Genomic DNA, 20,457 nt, shown 5'->3' with positions numbered 1-20,457 from the left:
TTAACTATGGCTGGCGATAAGCTGCGCCAGCCCCTGCGGATTTTCCCACGCCATCGAGTGTCCGGCATGGGGCACGATGCCGACCGGGATCCCTTGTGCCTGAACGAGGTCGCTATCCGCATAAGGGAGCGACCGCTCTCCGACTATCAGCATTTTCTGGCAGCGCAGCTGGCATAGCTGGGTAAACCAGGGCGTGTCGCTGCCGCGTATCAGGCTGCTGGCGGCCCGCCAGACGGCCCAGGGGGCGCTGTTTTGTAAACAACCCGCCCACGGCGAGCGCTCCTCCGCCAGCAGCCTGGCATAGCCGTCAGCGACAAAGGCTGTCTCTGACTGCGCCGCAATGCGCCTGCTGTACTCGCCGCCGCCGGCGAACAGGTTGGGTTCCGAGACCAACAGCGTGGTCACCCGCTCGCCCAGTAGCCCCGCCGCTTCGATGGCGATGCTCCCTCCCATGCTATGCCCGAACAGCGCGAAGCGCTGCAGGCGCAGGTGGCTGAGGAACTGCTCCAAAACTAAAGCCTGCTCATGTATGTTGTAACTAAACACGCGCGGTTTATCGCTATAGCCGAAGCCCGGCAGATCGATGAGTATTTTGCGCCGTTCGCGGAGCGCAGGATCGCTGGCAATGCGGGGATAATCGTAGGATGACGCGCAGCCAAGGCCGTGGATAAACACCACCGGAAGGCCATCTCCCGGGAAATCGTGCCAGCGCAGCGTGGCGCCAGCGACGGACGAATAAAAACCGTTCACCTGTATGCCTCCATGATAAGGTTACTGGTTTTTTATACAGTAACCTTATCCTTTGTGCTACCCTTTTCTGCCGTCTAGCGCCTGAGGGTTAAAACAGCGAGACGAGCAGCGCCATCGGGAAGCTGAACGGCCAGGTGGCGCCGATCAGCAGGGCCGCCAGCAGGCGGATCATCCGGCTCTCTTTGGTTAAAAACCAGCTAATCACGGCGCATATCACGCCCATAATGGCGTAAAACACCAACATTTTTTGATATAACGTCATTCTTACTTTTTCCTTCCCTGAGGGCGTTCCATGGTGGGATGATTATCTGCCATGACGTCGTGATTCAGAGATACCTGTATAACAAAATCAGAAACGGGCTGAATATTCAGAATAAAGCCTGATTCGTCTTAATCTGATAGCGCAACCGCTGGCGCCGTACTATACCTTTAGGACTTACTCATTAGGGTGGCGCTATGGATGTCTCCAGTAAAACCGTCGTTATGATTAATGTCTGCGCCGCGTTCGCGCTTATCAGCCTGCTGTCCGTAAGATTTGGCTGGTTTTAATCATTTAATTCAGCAACGAAACCTAAAAAAGCAGCCCCGGAGGCTGCTTTTTTACGCGCGAACAACAGAGTTGTTATCTTGCTGTCGGGCGGCGGGGGCTAACTGCGCGGCAGCTATTACCTTATTAAGACTGGGGTTATAGCGCGGCAGTACATTGACTTTTTCACTATCCCATTCGGCGGCGGCGCAGACGGCCTGCCCTACGCCCATCTTCTCACAGCTTTGGATTCGTTTCGCCGGGGCATTACCATAGCTCAGCGCCACAGCGCCGATAGCCAGCAGAATAAAAGCAAAAATTTTCACAGCGACATCAACGTCAAAACCTAATATGCCCTAAATGATCGCATGAGCGGCGGCGGAAAGTCAAACCCGGGGCGCGCTACCTGGCGGCATCCGGTATTTGCCTCTGCCTCAGGGCTATAAAATATTCAGAACAAATATCATGCGATAACCGTAAATATTAAAAGCTTATCTCTAGCCGTGAAATACTTTCTGTTCAGGGGAGTTAATTTCGCTAATAAGGAAAATATTTCGCCGTCGGCAAGGGGAAAAGGATCGCCGCCTTCGCCACAGGCGCAATATATCGCGCGGGCCGTCATCGTAAGAAGATAAATGGCGATGGCAAGCCGTTGTAACATAACCTCTTCATCTCCATCATCACGGATAAGAGCCAGAAATAGCGCTAAATGACAACAAATATCATTTGCCTTCGCGTCAGATAATACTTACATTCATAACCATTGGTAATGCTTTAGCGCAGTTCGCGCTGTGAATTTCGAGGTGGATATGTCCGGAATCATCACGCTGGTCATCGCGCTAATCCTGCTGGTCGCGGCGGTGTATAATCTTATTTCCTACATTCGTGACCGGCGCAGCGCCAGCCTGCCCAGCAAAAAAACCAAGCGCTGAAAGTAGTTAAAGCGGTATTCTCGTTATCCCGGCGCGACTGGCCGGCTCATCTCTTCGCTCTTCTGCGAGCACAAAAAAGCCCCTGCGGACAGACAGGGGCCGCAATTCGGTCGCGAACCGCGATGTTGCCGCCCCACCCGCCGGGCGCTGTGCGCCCAGGGTGACTGGCGGACCCCATCCGGCGCTTATCTCCGGCACTCATGATGGCTTAGCTCTTGAAGGGGCATCAGAATAATCTCATATCCCCTGGGTTGAGTTTTGACAATTTTTGCCATTGTGACTATTAGCGGCCTAACACACCCATCGCGCAATAGTCGCCTGGCGCTAAATGATCAATCCTTTAGCTATGCTTAACCATCACATGGCGGACCACGGTATAATCCTCAAGGCCATACATCGACATGTCCTTGCCGTAGCCTGACAGCTTCTGGCCACCGTGCGGCATTTCGCTGACCAGCATAAAGTGGGTATTGACCCAGGTGCAACCGTACTGCAGCCTGGCGCTAAGACGATGGGCGCGACCGACATCTTTCGTCCATACCGAGGAGGCCAGGCCATACTGAGAGTCATTCGCCCAGCTCAGGGCCTGCGCTTCATCGCTGAAAGGCGTCACGCTGACTACCGGACCAAACACTTCGCGCTGGACAATAGCGTCTTCCTGCCGGGCGCCGGCGAGCAGCGTCGGCTGGAAGTAATAGCCCGCGCCGTCAGCCCGACTGCCGCCGGTGACCACCTTAATGTGCGGCAGCGCCCTTGCGGCTTCCACCGCCGCGCTAACGCGCTCAAGATGGGCCAGCGAGCTCAGCGGACCCAGTTCGGTGGCAGCGTCCTCCGGCGCCCCCATTTTCAGGCTGGCCACCGCCGCCCCAAGTTTCTCCACCAGCTGGTCATAGATACCCTGCTGGGCGTAGATCCGGCAGGCGGCCGTGCAGTCCTGGCCGGCGTTGTAAAAACCGAAGGTCCGCACCCCATCCACCACCGCATCGATGTCCGCATCGTCAAAGACGATCACTGGCGCCTTACCGCCCAGCTCCATGTGGGTGCGTTTAATCGACGAGGCGGTATGGCCGATGATATGGGCTCCGGTGGCAATCGATCCGGTCAGGGAGACCATTCGCACTTTAACGTGGGCGGTCAAGGGGTCGCCCACCGTTTTACCGCGGCCAAACAGCACGTTGATAACCCCCTCCGGGAAGATATCTTTTGCCAGCTCCGCCAGCTTCAGCGCCGTCAGCGGGGTGATCTCCGAGGGTTTTATCACTACGCAGTTGCCCGCCGCCAGCGCCGGGGCCAGCTTCCAGGCCGCCATCATCAGCGGATAGTTCCACGGCGCGATGGAGGCCACCACGCCCACCGGATCGCGGCGGATCATTGAGGTATGCCCTTCGAGATACTCTCCGGCCGCCATCCCCGGCAGGCAGCGAGCGGCGCCGGCGAAGAAGCGGAAGACGTCGGCGATGGCCGGCATTTCATCATTAATCACGCAGTGCAGCGGCTTGCCGCAGTTCAGCGACTCCAGCTGCGCCAGGGTTTCAGCCTGCGCCGAGATGGCGTCCGCCAGCTTCAGGAGACATTCCGCACGCGTCTTCGGCGTCGTCTGACTCCAGGCATCGAATGCCCGGTCCGCCGCCTCAACGGCGGCATCGACCTGGGCTGCTGTCGCTTCGGCAATCTCCAGGATCACTTCGCCGGTTGCAGGGTTATATACCGGAACCTTCTCGCCTTCACCTGCCACTAACTTACCGTTTATCAATAGGTTGTGTTGCATAGCATTATCCTGTTTCATGGTTTTATTTCCCGTTTCCGGCGTCGTTATCGCCGTCGCGGGTGAGCCACCAGGCCCCTAAGATTGGTATCGTCGTCACCAGCATCACCAACAGCGCGACAACGTTGGTGACGGGCACATCTCGCGGCCGCCCCAGCTGATTCAGCAACCACAGCGGCAAGGTGCGTTCATGCCCCGCGGTAAAAGTGGTAACGATAATTTCATCAAACGACAGAGCGAATGCCAGCATTCCCCCCGCCAGCAGCGCCGACCCCAGATTGGGCAGCACTACGTAACGAAAGGTCTGCCAACCGGTAGCGCCTAAATCCATCGAGGCTTCCACCATACTCCACGAAGTCCGGCGGAAACGGGCGATGACGTTGTTAAACACCACCACCACGCAGAAGGTCGCGTGCCCCACCACGATCGTCAGCAGGCCAGGCTCAAGGCCGACCGCTTTGAACGCCGTCAGGAGCGCCAGGCCGGTAATGATCCCCGGCAGGGCGATAGGCAGCAGCAGCAGTAGCGACACCGCATTTTTGCCAAAAAAGGCGCTGCGCCACAGGGCTCCTGCAGCCAGCGTGCCAAGCACTAAGGCAATGGCGGTCGACAGGGCGGCGATCTTAAGAGACAGTGTCACTGCCTGCAGAATGTCGCTGCGCCCGGCCGCCTCGCTGAACCAGCGCAGCGTCAGCCCCTGCGGCGGAAAGCTAAAGGCTGCATCTTCCGTATTAAAAGCATAGATGGCGATAATCAGCAGCGGAAAGTGGAGGAATATCACCCCGCCCCAGGTCGCCAGTCGCAGATACCAGGGCGCGCGTTCAGAGTGCATCGAAGGCTCCCAGACGTTTCACGAACGCCAGATAGAGGGCAATCAAGACGATAGGCACCAGGGTAAACGCCGCCGCCATCGGCATATTGCCGATCGCCCCCTGCTGCGAGTAAACCATATTGCCGATAAAGTATCCCGGCGGGCCCACCAGCTGCGGCACGATAAAGTCGCCTAGCGTCAGCGAAAAGGTGAAGATCGACCCAGCGGCGATGCCGGGAATGGCCAGCGGCAGCACCACGTAGCGAAAGGTCTGCCGCGGGGCCGCGCCCAGATCGGCCGAGGCCTGTAGCAACGATCCCGGAATACGCTCCAGCGCCGCCTGCACCGGCAGGATCATAAACGGCAGCCAGATGTAGACGAACACCAGAAAGCGTCCAAGGCCGGAGGTGGACAAGGTATTGCCGCCAACCGCCGGGACGCTCAACAGCGCGTTCAGCGCCCCCTCCAGTCCAAGATGACCGAGGAACCACTGCGCCACGCCATCTTTCACCAGCAGCAGCACCCACGCATAGGCTTTGACGATATAGCTGGCCCACATTGGCAGCATGACCGCGATATAAAAGAAGGCCTTCATTTTGCCGCTGGTATAGCGCGCCATATACCAGGCCATCGGCAGCGCCAGCAGCGCGCTGGCCAGAGTGACGCACAGCGCCATCACCAGGGTCCGCACAATAATGTCGTAGTTGGCAGGGTTGAACAGCGCCCGCAGGTTAGCCAGCGTGAAATCGCTGGTCACCGACATGGTGAAGTCGTCAAAGGTATAAATGCTCTGCCACAGCAGGGTCAGCAGCGATCCCAGATAGACGATGCCAAACCACATCAGCGGCCCGAGCAGCAGTAAAAACAGGCCCAGCGCCGGTCGGCGCCAGAAGATCCCCGATATGCGCCCGGTCTGCGCAGGAATTATTGCCATGGTCATCTCAGCCTCCGCTTTCCAGCGGGGTCATCGCCGAGCGCGACCATGACGCCTGTACTATTTCCCCGGTTCGCGGAACGCTGGCCGCCGCCGCGCCATCGATGTTGGCCTGGCTGACCAGCAGTTTGTCGCCATCCGCGAGGCGGAGCTCGATCCGCGTCGCCGCCCCCTGATACTGCACCGCCTGCACCACACCCTGCACCTGCACCTCGCCGCCGCCCTGCAGGCGAACATGCTCCGGACGCAGCGACCAGCTGCCCGCCATCCCGCACAATCGTCGGGCCGCCTCGGCTGCAAAAACGTTGGCGGTGCCGACAAAACCGGCCACAAATGCGGTCCTGGGGTGCAGATAGAGATCCTGCGGGGCATCCACCTGCTCAATGCGCCCGTTGTTAAACACCGCCACGCGATCCGACATCGACAGCGCTTCGCTCTGGTCGTGGGTCACGAAGATGAAGGTGATCCCCAGCGACTGCTGCAGCTTTTTCAGCTCCACCTGCATCTGCTCGCGTAGTTTCAAATCCAGGGCGCCCAGCGGCTCATCGAGCAGCAGCACCCGCGGCTGGTTCACCAGCGCCCGGGCAATCGCGACCCGCTGCCGCTGGCCGCCGGAGAGCTGGGAGGGCTTGCGATGATGAGCAAAGCCAAGGGCCACCTTCTCCAGCGCCTCCTGGGCGCGGGCATGGCGCGCTTTCTTCGCCATGCCTTTGACCATCAGGCCGTAGGCGACGTTGTCAAGGATCGACATGTGGGGAAATAGCGCGTAGTCCTGGAACACGGTATTCACATCCCGCTGCCAGGGCGGCAGTTCGCTGGCCGGCTGACCAAAGATATGGATGGTTCCGCCGGAGAGCTGCTCAAAACCGGCAATCAGCCGCAGGCAGGTGGTTTTACCCGAGCCGGACGGACCCAGCATCGAGAAAAATTCTCCATCGCGTATGCCAATGCTAACCCCATCCACCGCCCGCACATCGCCATACAGGCGCGATACATTCTGGAACTCGACCGCGTACGTCATTGTTTGCCTCCGATCCTTAGCGGCCGCCCATTATCGCAATATAGTCCTGAGTCCAGCGGCTATAGGGCACGTATTTCCCGCCTTCCGCAACCGGCGTTTTCCAGAAGTGAATGCGGTTAAACTGCTCATAGCCGTTGGTCTCACAGCCTTTATCACCGAGCAGCGCGCTGGCTTTACAGCCCTCAGGCACCACCGGCAGCGAACCGAACCAGGCCGCCACATCGCCCTGCACCTTCGGCGTGAGCGACCAGTTCATCCATTTATAGGCGCAGACCGGGTGCTTCGCCTCGCTGTGCAGCATGGTGGTATCCGCCCAGCCGGTTACCCCCTCCTTCGGGAACACGGTGGCGACCGGCTGGCCTTCCGCCTTCAGGCCGTTGGCTTGATAGGGCCACGAACTGGAGGCGGCTACCCCTTCGTTTTTGAAGTCGTTCATCTGTACGGTGGCGTCATGCCAGTAGCGATGGATCAGCGGTTGCTGGTCGCGCAGGACTTTCAGCACCGCGTTGTACTGGGTTTCGGTCAGTTGATAGGGGTCTTCGATCCCCAGCTGCGGCTGGGTGGCTTTGACAAACAGCGCGGCGTCGGCGATATAGATCGGGCCATCATAGGCCTGCACCCGCCCCTGGTTGGTTTTACCATCCGGTAGATCCTGCTTGACGAACACCACGCGCCAGCTGTCCGGCGGCGTCGGGAATACGCGGGTGTTGTACATCAGCAGGTTCGGCCCCCACTGATACGGCGTGCCATAGACTTTACCGCCGACGTTAAACCACGCCCCCTTCGCAATACGCGGATCAAGGGAGCCCCAGCCGGCAATCAGCGCCGTGTTGATCGGCTGCACGCGTTTGCCCATGATCAGGCGCAGCGAAGCATCACCCGAGGCGGTGACCAGATCGTAGCCGCCTTTGGCCATCAGGCTGACCATCTCGTCAGAGGTGGCAGCGGTTTTGACATTAACCTGACACCCGGTGTCTTTTTCGAACTGACTCACCCAGTCGTACTGTTTGTCGGTCTGCCCGCGTTCGATATATCCCGGCCAGGCAATAATATCGAGCCGCCCTTCCGGTTTATCCAGCGAGGTGAGCGGCTCTGCCGCCTGAACGGTCAAACAAGCCATACCCAGCACATAAAGGCTGCAACGGGCAATTTTTTTGCTCATCAGGTGTTACTCCTGTCACAAAGGAATTAGCGGCAGCCGTGCCGTAAAAATATCTCCTGAAATAAGGGTAGTCAGCGGATTAACGCCCCCAGGGGAATTTATTCAGGTTGTGACCCGGGACGCATTACGTAAAAATCGCCAACACAAGCAGGACTTTATGGATTATAGACAACGAGTTAGGGAATAAGGAGGGGTATGCATATTTCCTATGGTGAGCGCCGGTAAAATAATGACCGGCCTCGATAAAAATCCTCTTTCGCTTATTTTCGCAGAATGTTTATCATGAGAAAAATAAACGACAGGGTCAGGCAAGCTGTTCGCGAATAAGTTCCCCCAGGCGCTTCACCCCCTGCTCTTCGCGTTCCCCCCAGCCCCAGGCGGTATTAAAACGGAAAAACGAGGTCCAGCTGTCGGAGGTGGAGAACATTTTCCCTGGGGCAATACTGATGTGCGACGCCAGCGCCCGGGCGCTAAGTGCGCTAGCGTCGGCCCCTTCCGGTAGTTCGATCCACAGAAAGTAGCCGCTGTCGCTGTGGTGGACGATGACCTCCGGCGGCAGATGGCGCAGCAGCGCCTGCCAGGCCTGCTGTTTACGCTCCGCCAGCTGACGACGTAGACGGCGCAGGTGGGCGTCATAGCGCTTGGTGGACAGGTAATCCACCAGGGCTAACTGCATCGGCGAACTGGTGGAAAGCGTACTCATCAGCTGGAGCTGCTGGATCCGCCGCGCCTGTTTGCCGGCCGCCACCCAGCCGATACGAAAGCCGGGTACCAGACATTTTGAGAACGAGCTGCAGTGCAGCGTCATCTCCTGGCGATCCCAGAACTTCGCCGGTAACGGCTTTTCGCGGCCAAAATAGAGCTCGCTGTAGACATCATCTTCGATCAACATCACGTTATAGCGCGCCAGCAGCGCCACCAGCGCCGCTTTTTTTTCAGCGCTGAGGGTGAAGCCGAGCGGATTCTGGCCGTTGGTCATCAGCCAGCAGGCCTTCACCGGATAATTTTGCAGGGCCGCCTCCAGCGCCGTCAGATCAATGCCTTCCCTGACGTCAGTGGCCACCGACAATGCTTTCAAACGCAGCCTCTCCAGCGCCTGCAGGGCGCCGTAGAAGCAGGGGTTTTCCACCACCACCCAGTCTCCCGGCTCGGTCACCGCCTGCAGGCTGAGGTTAAGCGCCTCCAGCGCCCCGGCGGTGATGACGATCTCGTCCGGCGAGACGTTCATCCCCTGCAGGGCATAGCGACGGGCAATGGCATGCCGAAGTTCTGCATTGCCCGGCGGCAGATTCTCAATGACGCTCATGGCGGTGGCGGTTTTACTCACCTGCGCCAGCGAGCGGTTGAGCTGCTGCAGCGGGAAGAGACGCGGGTCCGGAAAGGCCGAGGCAAAGGGCAGCATCGACGCCTGGCGGCTGGCCTGGAGCACCTCAAAGATATAGGTATTGATATCGACGGCTTCATCGCGAGTGACCTGGGCAGGCGGCGCCGGCTGGCGAAGCTTCACCGGCTGGGGGGCAACATAATAACCCGACTGCGGACGGGCGACGATGCGCCCCTGGCTTTCCAGCAGCTGATAGGCATGGCTGACGGTCATAAAGCTCATGCCGCTGCTGATCACCTGCTCGCGCAGCGACGGCAGCCGATCTCCAGGCAACCAGACGCCAAGGGCGATCTGCTCGGTCAGTTGCTGCGCCAACTGTTGATACTTTTTCATTGCGGCCGTCCCCGTACGATAACGTCCCATTATCATATATCAGTTATAAAAAAATCATAGTTTCCTGTAACTGTTATATCTGCAGCGGCGGCCGCGTCGCCGTGATAGCACGGGATGGGTTTAAAATATCACCACCCAGAATAGCGAGATTAAAACAAACCAGAAGATAATCATTACGCCAAGCGTAATGCACAGACTCTGTAATCCTTTTTCAGACATTGGCATTCCCTTTTATTTATTCCCGAGCTCATACAGTACAAATTAGCCGCGGAGCCGACAATTTATTATTATTTAATTTACGATTAACCGGCTCAGCGTTTTTACTTATTCTCATACTAATGAGTGACAATAAATCAGAGTAAAAATCCGTGGCGGATTTCGTAAGCCAAAATATGAGCTACGGCGGGTGGTAAGGATATATTATGCCGACCAGGTGACTACGCCATACCGGCGGCAGGGCCGCGTAGCCAGCCGTTAGCAATAATATGACAGACAGCGGAATAGACGCCTAATCACCTTCCGCAGGGATTAATCAAGGTTGCGCAAGGATATTTTCTCGCCCCGGCAACAGCTGAAAATTCATAACAGCGGCCAACTGTTATGATAAAAAATGGCGTGACTGCCTCTGCCCCTCAGTCGTCACCCCACCTAAAATTGCGCTGAATCAATTTTGTTGTGGAGTCCTGCATGTTCGGTCTTGATGCATTCCATCTGGCGCGAGTTCAATTCGCTTTTACGGTCTCATTTCATATTATCTTCCCCGCCATTACCATCGGACTGGCCAGCTATCTGGCGGTGCTCGAAGGCTTATGGCTAAAAACAAAAAATCCCGTCTGGCGCTCGCTGTACCATTTCTGGTCGAAGATTTTCGCCGTCAACTTCGGTATGGGGGTCGTTTCCGGGCTGGTGATGGCCTACCAGTTCGGCACCAACTGGAGCGGTTTCTCACAGTTTGCAGGCAGCATAACCGGCCCTCTGCTGACCTATGAAGTCCTGACGGCATTTTTTCTGGAAGCGGGCTTCCTCGGGGTGATGCTTTTCGGCTGGAACCGCGTGGGGCCGGGGCTACACTTTTTCGCCACCTGCATGGTGGCGCTGGGTACTATCATCTCCACCTTCTGGATCCTCGCCTCTAACAGCTGGATGCAGACCCCGCAGGGGTTTGAGATCGTTGATGGCCAGGTCGTGCCCGTCGACTGGCTGGCGGTGATCTTTAATCCGTCGTTCCCCTACCGATTATTGCATATGACAGTAGCGGCATTTCTCAGTAGCGCGCTGTTTGTCGGCGCCTCGGCGGCCTGGCATCTGCTGCGCGGCAATCAGTCGCCGGCGATCCGTAAGATGTTCTCGATGGCGCTATGGATGACGCTGCTGGTCGCCCCCGTCCAGGCGCTGATCGGCGATATGCATGGCCTGAATACCCTGAAGCACCAGCCGGCGAAAATCGCCGCCATTGAGGGGCACTGGGAAAATCCGCCGGGTGAGCCAACGCCGTTGCTGCTGTTTGGCTGGCCCGATATGGACCAGGAGCGCACCCGCTACGGGCTTGAGATACCGGCCCTGGGCAGCCTGATCCTCACCCACAGTCTTGATAAACAGGTGCCGGCGTTGAAAGAGTTCGCTCCTGAGGAGCGCCCGAATTCTACTGTGGTGTTCTGGTCATTTCGCCTGATGGCCGGGCTAGGCATGTTGATGCTGCTGCTGGGCGTGCTGGCCCTGTGGCTGCGTCGCGGCGACCGGCTATACCACTCGCGGCCGTTTCTGCGTTTTGCCCTGTGGATGGGGCCATCCGGCCTGATCGCTATTCTCGCCGGCTGGGTGACCACCGAGGTGGGCCGCCAACCCTGGGTGGTGTATGGCGTTCAGCGCACCGCCGATGCCGTTTCCGCTCATGGCGATCTGCATATGTCGGTCAGTTTATTGACCTTTATCGTAGTGTACAGCGCCGTCTTCGGCGTCGGCTACAGCTATATGCTGCGCCTGATCCGCAAGGGGCCGCAGGAGATGCTCCCGGCGACAACCGGTACGCCAGCCCGCCCGCTGTCCGCCGCCACTGAAGGTTATCTGCAGAAGGAGTCCCGCTAATGGGTATCGAATTATCGGTGATCTGGTTCGTGATTATCGTCTTTGCCACGCTGATGTACATCGTCATGGATGGCTTTGATCTGGGCATCGGCCTGCTGTTCAGCACGGTGCGGGGCGGCGGGGATCGCGACGTAATGGTCAACAGCGTCGCGCCGGTATGGGATGGCAATGAAACCTGGCTGGTGCTAGGCGGCGCCGGCCTGTTTGGCGCCTTTCCTCTCGCCTACGCGGTGATCATCGACGCCCTGTCGATCCCCCTGACCCTGATGCTGATCGGCCTGATTTTTCGCGGCGTCGCCTTTGAGTTTCGCTTCCAGGCCACGCCATCGCACCGGCCATTCTGGGATCGCGCCTTTTTTGGCGGCTCCCTGCTGGCAACGTTCAGCCAGGGCGTGGTGGTCGGGGCGGTGATCAACGGTTTCACCGTCAGCGGTCGCGCCTTCAGCGGCGGCATGTTTGACTGGCTGACCCCGTTCAGCCTGTTCTGCGGACTCGGACTGTGCGTGGCCTATGCGCTGCTCGGCGCCACCTGGCTGGTTATGAAAAGTGAAGGCGCGCTGCAGCAGAGAATGCGCAGCGCATCGCGGCAGTTGCTGGGTGCCCTGCTGGTGGTGTTTGCCGTCATCAGCCTGTGGACTCCGCTGGCGCACCCGGCGATTGCTGCCCGCTGGTTCAGCCTGCCGAATCTCTATTTCCTGCTGCCGGTGCCGCTGCTGGTGATCCTCGTTAGCGGCTGGCTGTGGCGCACGCTGCATCAGCGCGACCGCCATGTTTCGCCCTTCACGCTGACGCTGGGCCTGGTCTTTCTCGGCTTCAGCGGACTGGGGATCAGCATCTGGCCGCATATTATCCCGCCGGCCATCACGCTGTGGCAGGCTGCCGCTCCCCCGCAAAGCCAGGGCTTTATGCTGGTGGGCGCCCTGCTGATTATTCCGGTCATTCTTGGCTACACCTGCTGGAGCTATTACGTGTTCCGCGGCAAAGTTCAGCCCGGGGAGGGATATCACTGATGCGTACTGCCTGGCCTAAACGTCTGCTGTGGCTGATCGCGCTCTGGGGAGGCAGCGTACTGACGCTGGCCGCCATAAGCCTGCTGTTTCGCCTGCTGATGACCGCCGCAGGGCTAAAAGTCTGAGTGGGATGCAGAGAGGTCCGAAAAGGGACTTCTCCATCTTATCTTCACTTTTGCCTGATGAAATACGGCGATACATCTGAAGAAAGGATATTGCTATGAAGAAGTTAGCTTTACTCTCCGCCGTAATGACGCTTGGAATGTCGTCATGGGCTTTTGCTGCCGACAACCCGCCGCCGCCGCCGGAAAAAGGCGCGCAGCATCAGGGTAAACCGCCGGTGAAAAACGGCCAACACGAAGGTAAGCAAGCGCAATACAACAGCAAACAGCCACAACGAGACGGCAAACAGCCACAACGAGACGGCAAACAGCCGCAGCACGACGGTAAACAGCCGCAACACGATGGTAAACAACCGCCGCACAACGGCAAGCAGCCGCCAAAAGGGAGCGAGCACAGCGGGAAACCGCTGCCGCCGAAAGCGTAACACTCTGGCCTGGCCTTCCGCGTCAGGCCTTTTTTCATCCTTCGTCAGCCATCGTTGACAAACTCTTGCCGTTCTTTGAGATGCCCGAAAAAAAGCCTGCATTGCGCCTGACATAGTATGTCCACGCCATTGTTCCGTCGAGAAAAGGTATGTTAAAGAGAAGCATAAGCGCCCTGCTGTTGCTGTGCGCATTATTTTCCGGGCATCTGTTAGCCCATCGTCAGGGACACGAGTACTTTCCGGTGCAAAGTCTCGAACAGCAGCTGCTGCACGAAGCGGATAGCGATGAGCTTCGCAGCCAGCACGAGGAGGCCGCCGCAGACCTGCGCGAACATCACCGCTGGCAGGACGACCGTAAACCGCGGGCATCCTGCCAATAGCATCGACTCGAATCAGGCCCCTTTGCGCTTCGGCAGCGTCTTCATCAGATCGTCCGGGCTGACGGAGGCCACAATGCTGCCCGGGTGCGGCATTTTGAGGATATGGTTTTTGATCTTGCCGACCACGTGCATTTCGCACGGACGGCAGTCAAACTTCAGGGTCAGGACCTCATCGCCATGGATCAGCTGCATCGGCGTGGCTTTCCAGCTCTTGATGGAGCCTTTCGCCTGCTTCGGGCAGAGGTTGAAGGCGAACCGCAGACAATGCTTAGTGATCATCACCGGCACATCGCCCTTCTCTTCGTGCGCTTCATAGGCGGCGTCGATCAGCTGTACGCCATAGCGCTGGTAGAACGCCCGCGCCTTGTGGTTATAGACGTTGGCGAGGAAGGAGAGATGGGTCTCCGGGTAGACCGGCGGCGGTACGGAGACCGGCTTGCGGGTGCCGCGCTGCCAGGCGTTGAGGCGCGCTTCATCCAGCATCTCCGCAGTTTCCCGACGCAGCTGGTTGAGCAGGCTGTTGGGCACAAACAGCGGCGGCAGATTAACCTGCACCTCGCGCGCATAGTAGATGGTTTGCCCCAGTTTTGTGACACCGTCACGCAGGTTGGCCAGCGCTTTCTCCGCTTGGTTAGCTTCGGCGAACTCCCCGTCAAGGGTGTGGGTCACGCTGACGCCATCTTCACAGGTCATGGTGAGAACCAGCTGCTCCTGCCAGCCGCTCAACGTCACGTCTACCGCGATGCGGCGTTCGCTGGAGGTCTTTAGCAGCGCCTGTTGCCAGTTATGATCGAGGTTGCGGTTGAGCGGCTGATGGGGGCGCACTTTATGCAGATCCGCTGGCATCTCGTTCGGCCATACCCGATAACGGTTTTCGCCGGTTTTTTCCACGGTATTAGCACGGAAGCCCACCACTTCGCGCTTAATCATCACGTTGAGACCATCGCCGTTGGTTAACGGTTCACTGACTTCAACGTCGAGATGGTCTTTGCCTACCTTCAGAACTTCACCCACCGGCAGGCCGATAAATTTCGGCGAATCAAAGGCGCCGATATCGCCTTTGCGGGCATTAACAAAGTAGTCAGTGCTGCCGCGGTGGAAGGTTTTATCCGTGGACGGGATAAAGAAATGCTCGGTGCGTCCAGCCGAGGCGCGCGCCAGGTCGCCGCGATCTTCAATAATGGCATCCAGCATTTGACGGTAGTGCGCAGTGATGTTTTTCACATAACTCATGTCTTTGTAACGGCCTTCAATTTTGAAGGAGCGTACGCCAGCGTCGATCAGCGCCGCCAGGTTGGCGGTCTGATCGTTATCCTTCATCGACAGGAGATGTTTCTCATAGGCCACCACCCGCCCCTGATCGTCCTTCAGGGTATACGGCAAGCGGCAAGCCTGCGAGCAGTCGCCGCGGTTGGCGCTGCGTCCGGTCTGGGCGTGCGAAATGTAACACTGCCCGGAATAGGCCACGCACAGCGCGCCATGGATAAAGAATTCGATAGTGGCGTCAGTGTGGTCGTAAATGGCTTTGATTTGACTGAGGTTCAGTTCGCGCGCCAGCACGATCTGACTGAAGCCGGCGTCGGAGAGAAACTTCGCTTTTTCCACACTGCGAATATCGCACTGGGTGCTGGCGTGCAGCTCAATCGGCGGCAGATCCAGCTCCATGATCCCCATATCCTGCACGATCAGCGCATCGACGCCTGCGTCGTAGAGATCGGTAATCAGCCGCTGCGCCGGCTCCAGTTCATCGTCATGCAGAATGGTGTTTAGCGTCACAAATACCTTTGCGCCAAAGCGATGAGCGAAAGGCACCAGCCCGGCGATATCGCTCAGACTGTTGCTGGCGTTGTGGCGGGCGCCAAAGCCAGGTCCACCGATGTAAACGGCATCGGCGCCGTGAAGGATCGCTTCGCGAGCGATACCGGCGTCGCGGGCAGGACTAAGAAGTTCAAGACGATGATTGTGCAGGCGCATACGCGTGTTGTTATCCAGTATAAGGGGGTCGAAATGGCGGCTATTGTAGTCAGAACCGGGCGCAGACGAAAACCTTTTCCGCCGTCGCTGGACGACGAATTTTCACTTTTCAACAAAGTATTGACGGAAAAGATATTTCCCTCAAATCACGGCGAAGAGTACTGTCATCACGTATTCCGGATTTTCCTCGTCACGTTGTGAGTGGTTATCATCAGTCATCTTGTCTGGCCGCGGGTTCGCTCGCGGTTTTTTCTTTTGGATAATGGATAAGAGAATGGAAATGGGCCGCCTGGGCGCCGCGGTTACGATACGCATGCGTCGCGTCGCCGGCGAAACGCCTACCCTCACCCGCCTGCAGCGAGTGCCACTCCCCTTGTAAGCACAAATCCAGCGTACCACTTATCACTACCACATGCTCAATCACCCCTTTCTCATGCGGCGTTGATTCGCTCAGCGCGCCGGGGGCAAGGGTTATCGAAAAATGGTCAAAGCGCAGCTCGGGATCCCACGGGAATACTGGCGTCACCACCATCGCCTGCTGCTGCGGATCAAACGCGGAGGGCGCGGCGCTGGCGTCCGGGACGATGAACGCCGAAAACGGTACGTTCAGCCCGGTGGCAATCTTCCACAGCGTCGCCACCGTTGGACTTGATTCATTCCGCTCAATCTGCCCGAGCATGGCTTTCGACACCCCGGTCTCTTCCGCCAGTCGCGACAGGCTCCAGCCTCGCTGCTGGCGCAGGGTTTTAAGCGTTGCCGCCAGATGTTGCGCAATATTCATCCTTCCTCCTGTTTTTACTGCGCAAAGTATACCGCCATTTGTCTGATTTTTTCAGGACGTTTAACGGCATCGTACGCCACTGGCGGCGAGTTTTTCTCCCAGGGTAGCTGCGCGAACCACCGCTTGTGCGTTATAACGCACAATGATACATTGAATGGATGTTATAACGCACATGAGAATCATCGATGCGCTCGTTTAGTCTTCCGCTTCCCACTCTGTTCGCTGGCTTCGTCGCCGTGTTGGTGGGGTACGCCAGCTCCGCCGCCATCATCTGGCAGGCCGCCGCCGCGGCCGGCGCTACCCCCGGGCAGATCGCCGGCTGGATGACGGCTCTTGGGCTCGCCATGGGCATCAGTACTCTCGCGCTGAGCGCCTGGCGGAAAGTTCCTGTGCTCACCGCCTGGTCAACGCCGGGCGCTGCGCTGTTAGTTAGCGGCCTGCAGGGGGTGACCCTCGCCGAGGCCGTGGGGATCTTTATTTTCGCCAACGCGCTGATCGTTATCTGCGGCGCCACCGGCCTGTTTGCCCGGCTGATGCAGATCATTCCCCATTCGCTGGCCGCCGCGATGCTGGCTGGGATCCTGCTACGGTTTGGTTTGCAGGCCTTCGCCGGCTTACAGGATCATCTGCCGCTGTGCGGCGGGATGCTCGCCGCCTGGCTGCTGTGTAAAGCGCTGTGGCCCCGCTTCGCCGTGGTGGCCGCGCTGGTGATTGGAGCGCTGATTGCGGCGGCGTCCGGGGATGTGGCTAGCGCCGCCGTGCCGCTGGCATTTGTGACGCCGGAATGGGTCGCCCCGCAGTTTACTCCGGCGCTTTTGCTCAGCGTCGGTCTGCCGTTCTTCCTCGTCACCATGGCCTCGCAGAACGCTCCGGGGTTCGCCACCCTGCAGGCATCAGGCTATACCGTACCGGTCTCCGCACTGATCGTCGTTTGCGGGGGGTTGGCACTACTGCTGGCGCCGTTTGGGGTTTATTCCATCTGCATCGCGGCGATCACCGCCGCCATATGCCAGAGCCCGGAGGCGCACCCGGATCCGAACCAGCGCTGGCTGGCGGCCATAGCCGCGGGCGGTTTTTATCTGCTGGCCGGTCTGTTCGGCGGGTCAATCACCGCCCTGATGTCGGCCCTGCCGCCGGCGTGGATCCAGATGCTGGCGGGTCTGGCGCTGCTCGGCACCATCGGCGGGAGTCTGTTTCAGGCAGTGCATCAGGCCAGTGAGCGCGATGCGGCAGTGCTAACCTTCCTGGTCACCGCCAGCGGGGTGACGCTGGCGGGAATTGGCTCCGCCTTCTGGGGCGTGGTGCTCGGCGGAGTGAGTTACGGCGTGCTATCCGCGCTGCGCCGCCCGTAGCTGGGAGGGCGTCAGGCCGGTGGCGGCTTTGACCCGATGGCTGAAATGGCTGGGGGAGCTAAAACCACAGGCCAGCGCTATCTCGGTTAACGGCAGCGCGCTATGGCAGATCAGGTTTTGCGCCTTCGCCATTCGCTGCTGCATGACGTACTGATGCGGAGCCATATTTAGCGACTGACGAAACATACGAGCAAAATGAAACTCACTCAGACCCGCCTGCTGCGCCAGGTCGGCCAGGGTCAAGGGCTGATCGAGATGAGCATCGATCCAGGCCAGTACGTGACGCTTTACGCCTGGCGCCAGCCCGCCGGTGACCGTCGGCAAACGCCACTGCACGGTGGAATAGTGCTGGATCAGATGGGTAAGCAGTAAGCTGCTGGCGGCGCTGAGGGTCAGCTGGTTCGCCGGCTGCCGCCAGTCGTTAGCCAGCAAAAACTGACGATACACTGCGGTGATTTTATCATCGCTGGCGAAGGTCTTTTCCTGCAGGGTGAAATTCGCCGGGCTGCGGTCCCACACCTCCTCGCCGACGCGACGCAGGTGCGCATCGGTACAGTAAAGATGCACAAACGACAGATCGCCGCGGATATCCCATACGCTTTCATCGCCTTTCGGCATCAGACAAAAACGATCCGGGCCGCCGCCATTTTTCCAGCCGTGCGGCGTCTTTTGATAGCTTTCGTAGCCATCAGCGACGTACAGACTTAAAGTATGATGGTCGCTCCGCACCGTCACGGTATCGCAATTGTTATACCAGGCGGCCAGTTGAATACCGGAATTCAGCTCCACGGTTCCCTTCAGCACCGCGTTCTGTCGCCGTAATGTTTCAAATGTCCCGTAACCCATCGTCTTCACACATTGTCTGTAAAAGCCCTAGTCTAGGGAGACTACGGCGCGGTTTCCAGTCCTCACCGCCAGCGGAGGGCAAATAAGCGCAAGAATTTGCAAGCCGACAACAAACCGGTGAAAGCCGCAGCAGGCGGCAGCCGGCATACTCCTCCCATCAACAGGTAGAGGAGAACCAGGGTGAACGCATTACTCTATGCACTCGTTGTCGTGATCTGGGGTACAACGTGGATTGCGATTTTTTTACAACAGGGACCGGTGGCCGCGCCGGTATCGATTTTCTGGCGTTTCGCCGTAGCCAGCGTCACGATGCTGGCGATTCTGCTCGTCACACGACGCCTGCGGCCGCTGGGCGCGAAAGATCATCTCTGCTGCCTGCTGCAGGGCTGCTGCGTCTTCTGCTTTAATTTCTGGTGTTTTTATACCGCCGCCGCCTGGATCAATACCGGTCTGGAATCGGTGATCTTTTCGATGGCGGTACTGTTTAACGCCATCAACAGCTTTCTCTTTTTCCGCCAGCAGCCGCCGGGCCGCTTCTGGGCCGCCGCCGCGCTGGGTCTCGCCGGTATCGTCATCCTGTTCTGGGACGACCTGCTGGCCAACGGACTGAACGCCTCGCTGTTGTGGGGGATCGGGCTGAGCGCCCTGGGTACCTACGGTTTTTCGCTCGGCAATATGTTCAGTATTCGCCACCAGCGCCGCGGGCTGGAAACGCTGACCACCAACAGCTGGGCGATGCTCTACGGCACGCTGGTGATGGGGGCGATCGCTCTGCTGCGCGGCGATAATTTTATGCCAGAATGGACCGTCAGCTATCTGGGCGCCCTGCTTTACCTGGCGCTGTTCGGCTCGGTCATCGCCTTTGGCGCCTATTTCACTCTCGTGGGGCGCATCGGCGCCAGCAAAGCCGCCTACAGTACGCTGCTGTTTCCGCTGGTCGCCTTATCCATTTCCACCGTCTATGAAGGGTATGTCTGGCACAGCAGCGCCGTGATCGGGCTGGCGCTGATCCTGCTGGGTAACCTGGTGATGTTTGCCAAACCGGAACAGCTATTGCTGCGCCGAAGGCTGGCCTGAGGAGGCTGAAGAAAACCAGCGCCGTCGTCAGACGGCGCTGGCACGATTAACGCTGAGAGGGATCGAATTTAACGGCGTCGACCGCCATATCATCGATAACCTGCTTCAGGGTATCGACGGTCAGCGGTGTATTCTCATTCGCCAGGGTTTTGCCTTCCCCTTTACGAACGACCTTGATGACCGGCTTATTGGTGCTGGCGTCAATGACCTCCGCCTCAAAGTACAGATTGGTGTCCATGGTACGATGGCCGGTGGCGGCCTGGGTGCCGGCGACAATCATAGCGACCGGGATCACTTCATAGAACTGCAGCCCCTCTTTGCTGGAGTCCACCCCGGTGATCGCCCCGCGGAAGATGAGGCTGCGCTTGCCGGCGGTAGTGGCCAGCGGTTTACGCTCGGAAATAGCCTGTTTCAGCTCTTTGTTGGTGTAGTTAAGAATATCCTTCAGCGCCTTCTCCCCTACCTGGGTGGTCGGCTTCGGTACCGGATAGTAGGTCACCGGGTGATAAACGATATTGTCATAGTTGGCCGGATTGAAGTTCGGATCGATCCAGCGCAGCTCCGGCTTGCCGGAGGCAGAGGTCGTTTCTTTCAAACTGGAATAATCTTTTAAGAAGCCCGAATACTGATTCGGTTGCGCCACTTTCGCCGCACAGCCGGTCAACGCCAATATTCCCGCCAGAGCGGCGACTTTCAGTAAAACGCGAGTACGCATAGAGAGATCCCTGTAAATACAGTTTTTTTTCGGCAGACGTTATAGCAAATAGGACCCACTAGTTTTGTGACA

At 58.4% G+C, this 20,457-nt stretch carries 24 protein-coding genes; 10 read left to right on the top strand and 14 right to left on the bottom strand.

The window, feature by feature from the left end; all coding sequences use genetic code 11:
• Complete coding sequence (locus KB890_RS00450; protein ID WP_020324765.1) at positions 1-750, bottom strand: alpha/beta fold hydrolase; 750 nt, start codon at positions 748-750, stop codon at positions 1-3.
• A gap of 88 nt (positions 751-838) precedes the next feature.
• On the bottom strand, positions 839-1,012 hold the full coding sequence (locus tag KB890_RS00445) for a GhoT/OrtT family toxin (protein WP_002906888.1): 174 nt from the start codon (positions 1,010-1,012) through the stop codon (positions 839-841).
• 194 nt (positions 1,013-1,206) lie between these two features.
• Between KB890_RS00445 and yncL the strand changes: the two genes are divergently transcribed.
• Positions 1,207-1,299: a stress response membrane protein YncL gene (yncL, locus tag KB890_RS00440; RefSeq protein ID WP_002906891.1), complete on the top strand. Its 93-nt coding sequence runs from the start codon at positions 1,207-1,209 to the stop codon at positions 1,297-1,299.
• A gap of 51 nt (positions 1,300-1,350) precedes the next feature.
• On the opposite strand, the gene KB890_RS00435 is transcribed toward yncL, so the two are convergent.
• The gene (locus KB890_RS00435) at positions 1,351-1,602 is read right to left on the bottom strand and encodes a hypothetical protein (protein WP_002906893.1); all 252 of its coding nucleotides are present in this window, start codon (positions 1,600-1,602) and stop codon (positions 1,351-1,353) included.
• Positions 1,603-1,739: 137 nt separating this feature from the next.
• Positions 1,740-1,937, bottom strand: coding sequence for a hypothetical protein (locus KB890_RS00430; RefSeq protein WP_004189776.1), 198 nt, complete (start codon positions 1,935-1,937; stop codon positions 1,740-1,742).
• Between the two features lie 148 nt (positions 1,938-2,085).
• Between KB890_RS00430 and KB890_RS00425 the strand changes: the two genes are divergently transcribed.
• Positions 2,086-2,208, top strand: coding sequence for a small membrane protein (locus KB890_RS00425; protein WP_004175940.1), 123 nt, complete (start codon positions 2,086-2,088; stop codon positions 2,206-2,208).
• Positions 2,209-2,548: 340 nt separating this feature from the next.
• On the opposite strand, the gene patD is transcribed toward KB890_RS00425, so the two are convergent.
• The 6 genes from patD to KB890_RS00395 form a co-directional block, all read right to left on the bottom strand.
• Complete coding sequence (gene patD, locus KB890_RS00420; protein ID WP_004175939.1) at positions 2,549-3,976, bottom strand: aminobutyraldehyde dehydrogenase; 1,428 nt, start codon at positions 3,974-3,976, stop codon at positions 2,549-2,551.
• Positions 3,977-3,998: 22 nt separating this feature from the next.
• Positions 3,999-4,805, bottom strand: a complete 807-nt coding sequence (locus KB890_RS00415; RefSeq protein WP_004143773.1) for an ABC transporter permease — start codon at positions 4,803-4,805, stop codon at positions 3,999-4,001.
• Positions 4,795-5,724 (bottom strand): ABC transporter permease, encoded by a 930-nt coding sequence (locus KB890_RS00410; protein ID WP_020324750.1) that lies wholly within the window; start codon positions 5,722-5,724, stop codon positions 4,795-4,797. The genes KB890_RS00415 and KB890_RS00410 overlap by 11 nt, the downstream gene beginning before the upstream one ends.
• 1 nt (position 5,725) lies before the next feature.
• Positions 5,726-6,739, bottom strand: coding sequence for an ABC transporter ATP-binding protein (locus tag KB890_RS00405; RefSeq protein ID WP_004184243.1), 1,014 nt, complete (start codon positions 6,737-6,739; stop codon positions 5,726-5,728).
• Positions 6,740-6,755: 16 nt separating this feature from the next.
• Positions 6,756-7,901 (bottom strand): putative ABC transporter substrate-binding protein YdcS, encoded by a 1,146-nt coding sequence (gene ydcS / locus KB890_RS00400; protein ID WP_002907384.1) that lies wholly within the window; start codon positions 7,899-7,901, stop codon positions 6,756-6,758.
• 304 nt (positions 7,902-8,205) lie between these two features.
• A complete protein-coding gene (locus KB890_RS00395) occupies positions 8,206-9,618 on the bottom strand; it encodes an aminotransferase-like domain-containing protein (protein ID WP_004180141.1) in 1,413 nt (470 codons plus the stop codon).
• Between the two features lie 687 nt (positions 9,619-10,305).
• On the opposite strand from KB890_RS00395, the gene KB890_RS00390 reads away from it, so the two are divergent.
• The 5 genes from KB890_RS00390 to KB890_RS00370 all read left to right on the top strand — a co-directional run bounded on the left by KB890_RS00390 (position 10,306) and on the right by KB890_RS00370 (position 13,640).
• On the top strand, positions 10,306-11,703 hold the full coding sequence (locus KB890_RS00390; protein ID WP_004151214.1) for a cytochrome ubiquinol oxidase subunit I: 1,398 nt from the start codon (positions 10,306-10,308) through the stop codon (positions 11,701-11,703).
• A complete protein-coding gene (gene cydB / locus KB890_RS00385; protein WP_020324774.1) occupies positions 11,703-12,713 on the top strand; it encodes a cytochrome d ubiquinol oxidase subunit II in 1,011 nt (336 codons plus the stop codon). Before KB890_RS00390 ends, cydB begins: the two co-directional genes overlap by 1 nt.
• Complete coding sequence (locus KB890_RS00380; protein WP_004180143.1) at positions 12,713-12,838, top strand: DUF2474 domain-containing protein; 126 nt, start codon at positions 12,713-12,715, stop codon at positions 12,836-12,838. Before cydB ends, KB890_RS00380 begins: the two co-directional genes overlap by 1 nt.
• A 95-nt stretch (positions 12,839-12,933) precedes the next feature.
• Positions 12,934-13,260 (top strand): hypothetical protein, encoded by a 327-nt coding sequence (locus KB890_RS00375; RefSeq protein WP_020324755.1) that lies wholly within the window; start codon positions 12,934-12,936, stop codon positions 13,258-13,260.
• A 149-nt stretch (positions 13,261-13,409) separates the two neighbouring features.
• On the top strand, positions 13,410-13,640 hold the full coding sequence (locus KB890_RS00370; protein ID WP_004143781.1) for a DUF2554 family protein: 231 nt from the start codon (positions 13,410-13,412) through the stop codon (positions 13,638-13,640).
• A 12-nt stretch (positions 13,641-13,652) separates the two neighbouring features.
• Here KB890_RS00370 and KB890_RS00365 read toward each other — a convergent pair whose 3' ends face one another.
• On the bottom strand, positions 13,653-15,614 hold the full coding sequence (locus KB890_RS00365; protein WP_002907469.1) for a peptidase U32 family protein: 1,962 nt from the start codon (positions 15,612-15,614) through the stop codon (positions 13,653-13,655).
• A gap of 33 nt (positions 15,615-15,647) precedes the next feature.
• On the opposite strand from KB890_RS00365, the gene KB890_RS00360 reads away from it, so the two are divergent.
• Positions 15,648-15,815: a hypothetical protein gene (locus KB890_RS00360; protein WP_020806151.1), complete on the top strand. Its 168-nt coding sequence runs from the start codon at positions 15,648-15,650 to the stop codon at positions 15,813-15,815.
• Between the two features lie 10 nt (positions 15,816-15,825).
• Here KB890_RS00360 and KB890_RS00355 read toward each other — a convergent pair whose 3' ends face one another.
• Entirely contained in the window at positions 15,826-16,395 is a 570-nt protein-coding gene (locus KB890_RS00355; RefSeq protein ID WP_002907473.1) for a helix-turn-helix domain-containing protein, read from the bottom strand.
• A gap of 185 nt (positions 16,396-16,580) precedes the next feature.
• Here KB890_RS00355 and KB890_RS00350 point away from each other — a divergent pair, with 185 nt between their 5' ends.
• Positions 16,581-17,747 carry a benzoate/H(+) symporter BenE family transporter gene (locus KB890_RS00350; protein ID WP_004214979.1) on the top strand — a complete coding sequence of 389 codons (1,167 nt, stop codon included), beginning with the start codon at positions 16,581-16,583 and terminating at the stop codon, positions 17,745-17,747.
• Here the strand turns inward: KB890_RS00350 and KB890_RS00345 are convergent.
• Entirely contained in the window at positions 17,724-18,593 is an 870-nt protein-coding gene (locus KB890_RS00345; RefSeq protein ID WP_004151213.1) for an AraC family transcriptional regulator, read from the bottom strand. The genes KB890_RS00350 and KB890_RS00345 overlap by 24 nt on opposite strands.
• A 180-nt stretch (positions 18,594-18,773) precedes the next feature.
• Between KB890_RS00345 and KB890_RS00340 the strand changes: the two genes are divergently transcribed.
• Positions 18,774-19,670 carry a DMT family transporter gene (locus tag KB890_RS00340; protein ID WP_004180146.1) on the top strand — a complete coding sequence of 299 codons (897 nt, stop codon included), beginning with the start codon at positions 18,774-18,776 and terminating at the stop codon, positions 19,668-19,670.
• A gap of 46 nt (positions 19,671-19,716) precedes the next feature.
• Here KB890_RS00340 and KB890_RS00335 read toward each other — a convergent pair whose 3' ends face one another.
• Positions 19,717-20,385, bottom strand: a complete 669-nt coding sequence (locus KB890_RS00335; protein WP_020324744.1) for a DUF3313 domain-containing protein — start codon at positions 20,383-20,385, stop codon at positions 19,717-19,719.
• Between the last annotated feature and the right edge of the window lie 72 nt (positions 20,386-20,457).

It is taken from the genome of Klebsiella sp. P1954 (assembly GCF_018199955.1).
In the GTDB taxonomy this organism is placed as follows: domain Bacteria; phylum Pseudomonadota; class Gammaproteobacteria; order Enterobacterales; family Enterobacteriaceae; genus Klebsiella; species Klebsiella pneumoniae.
The sequence above is the reverse complement of the archived record's forward strand: the minus strand, read 5'-3'. Positions and strand labels throughout refer to the sequence as shown.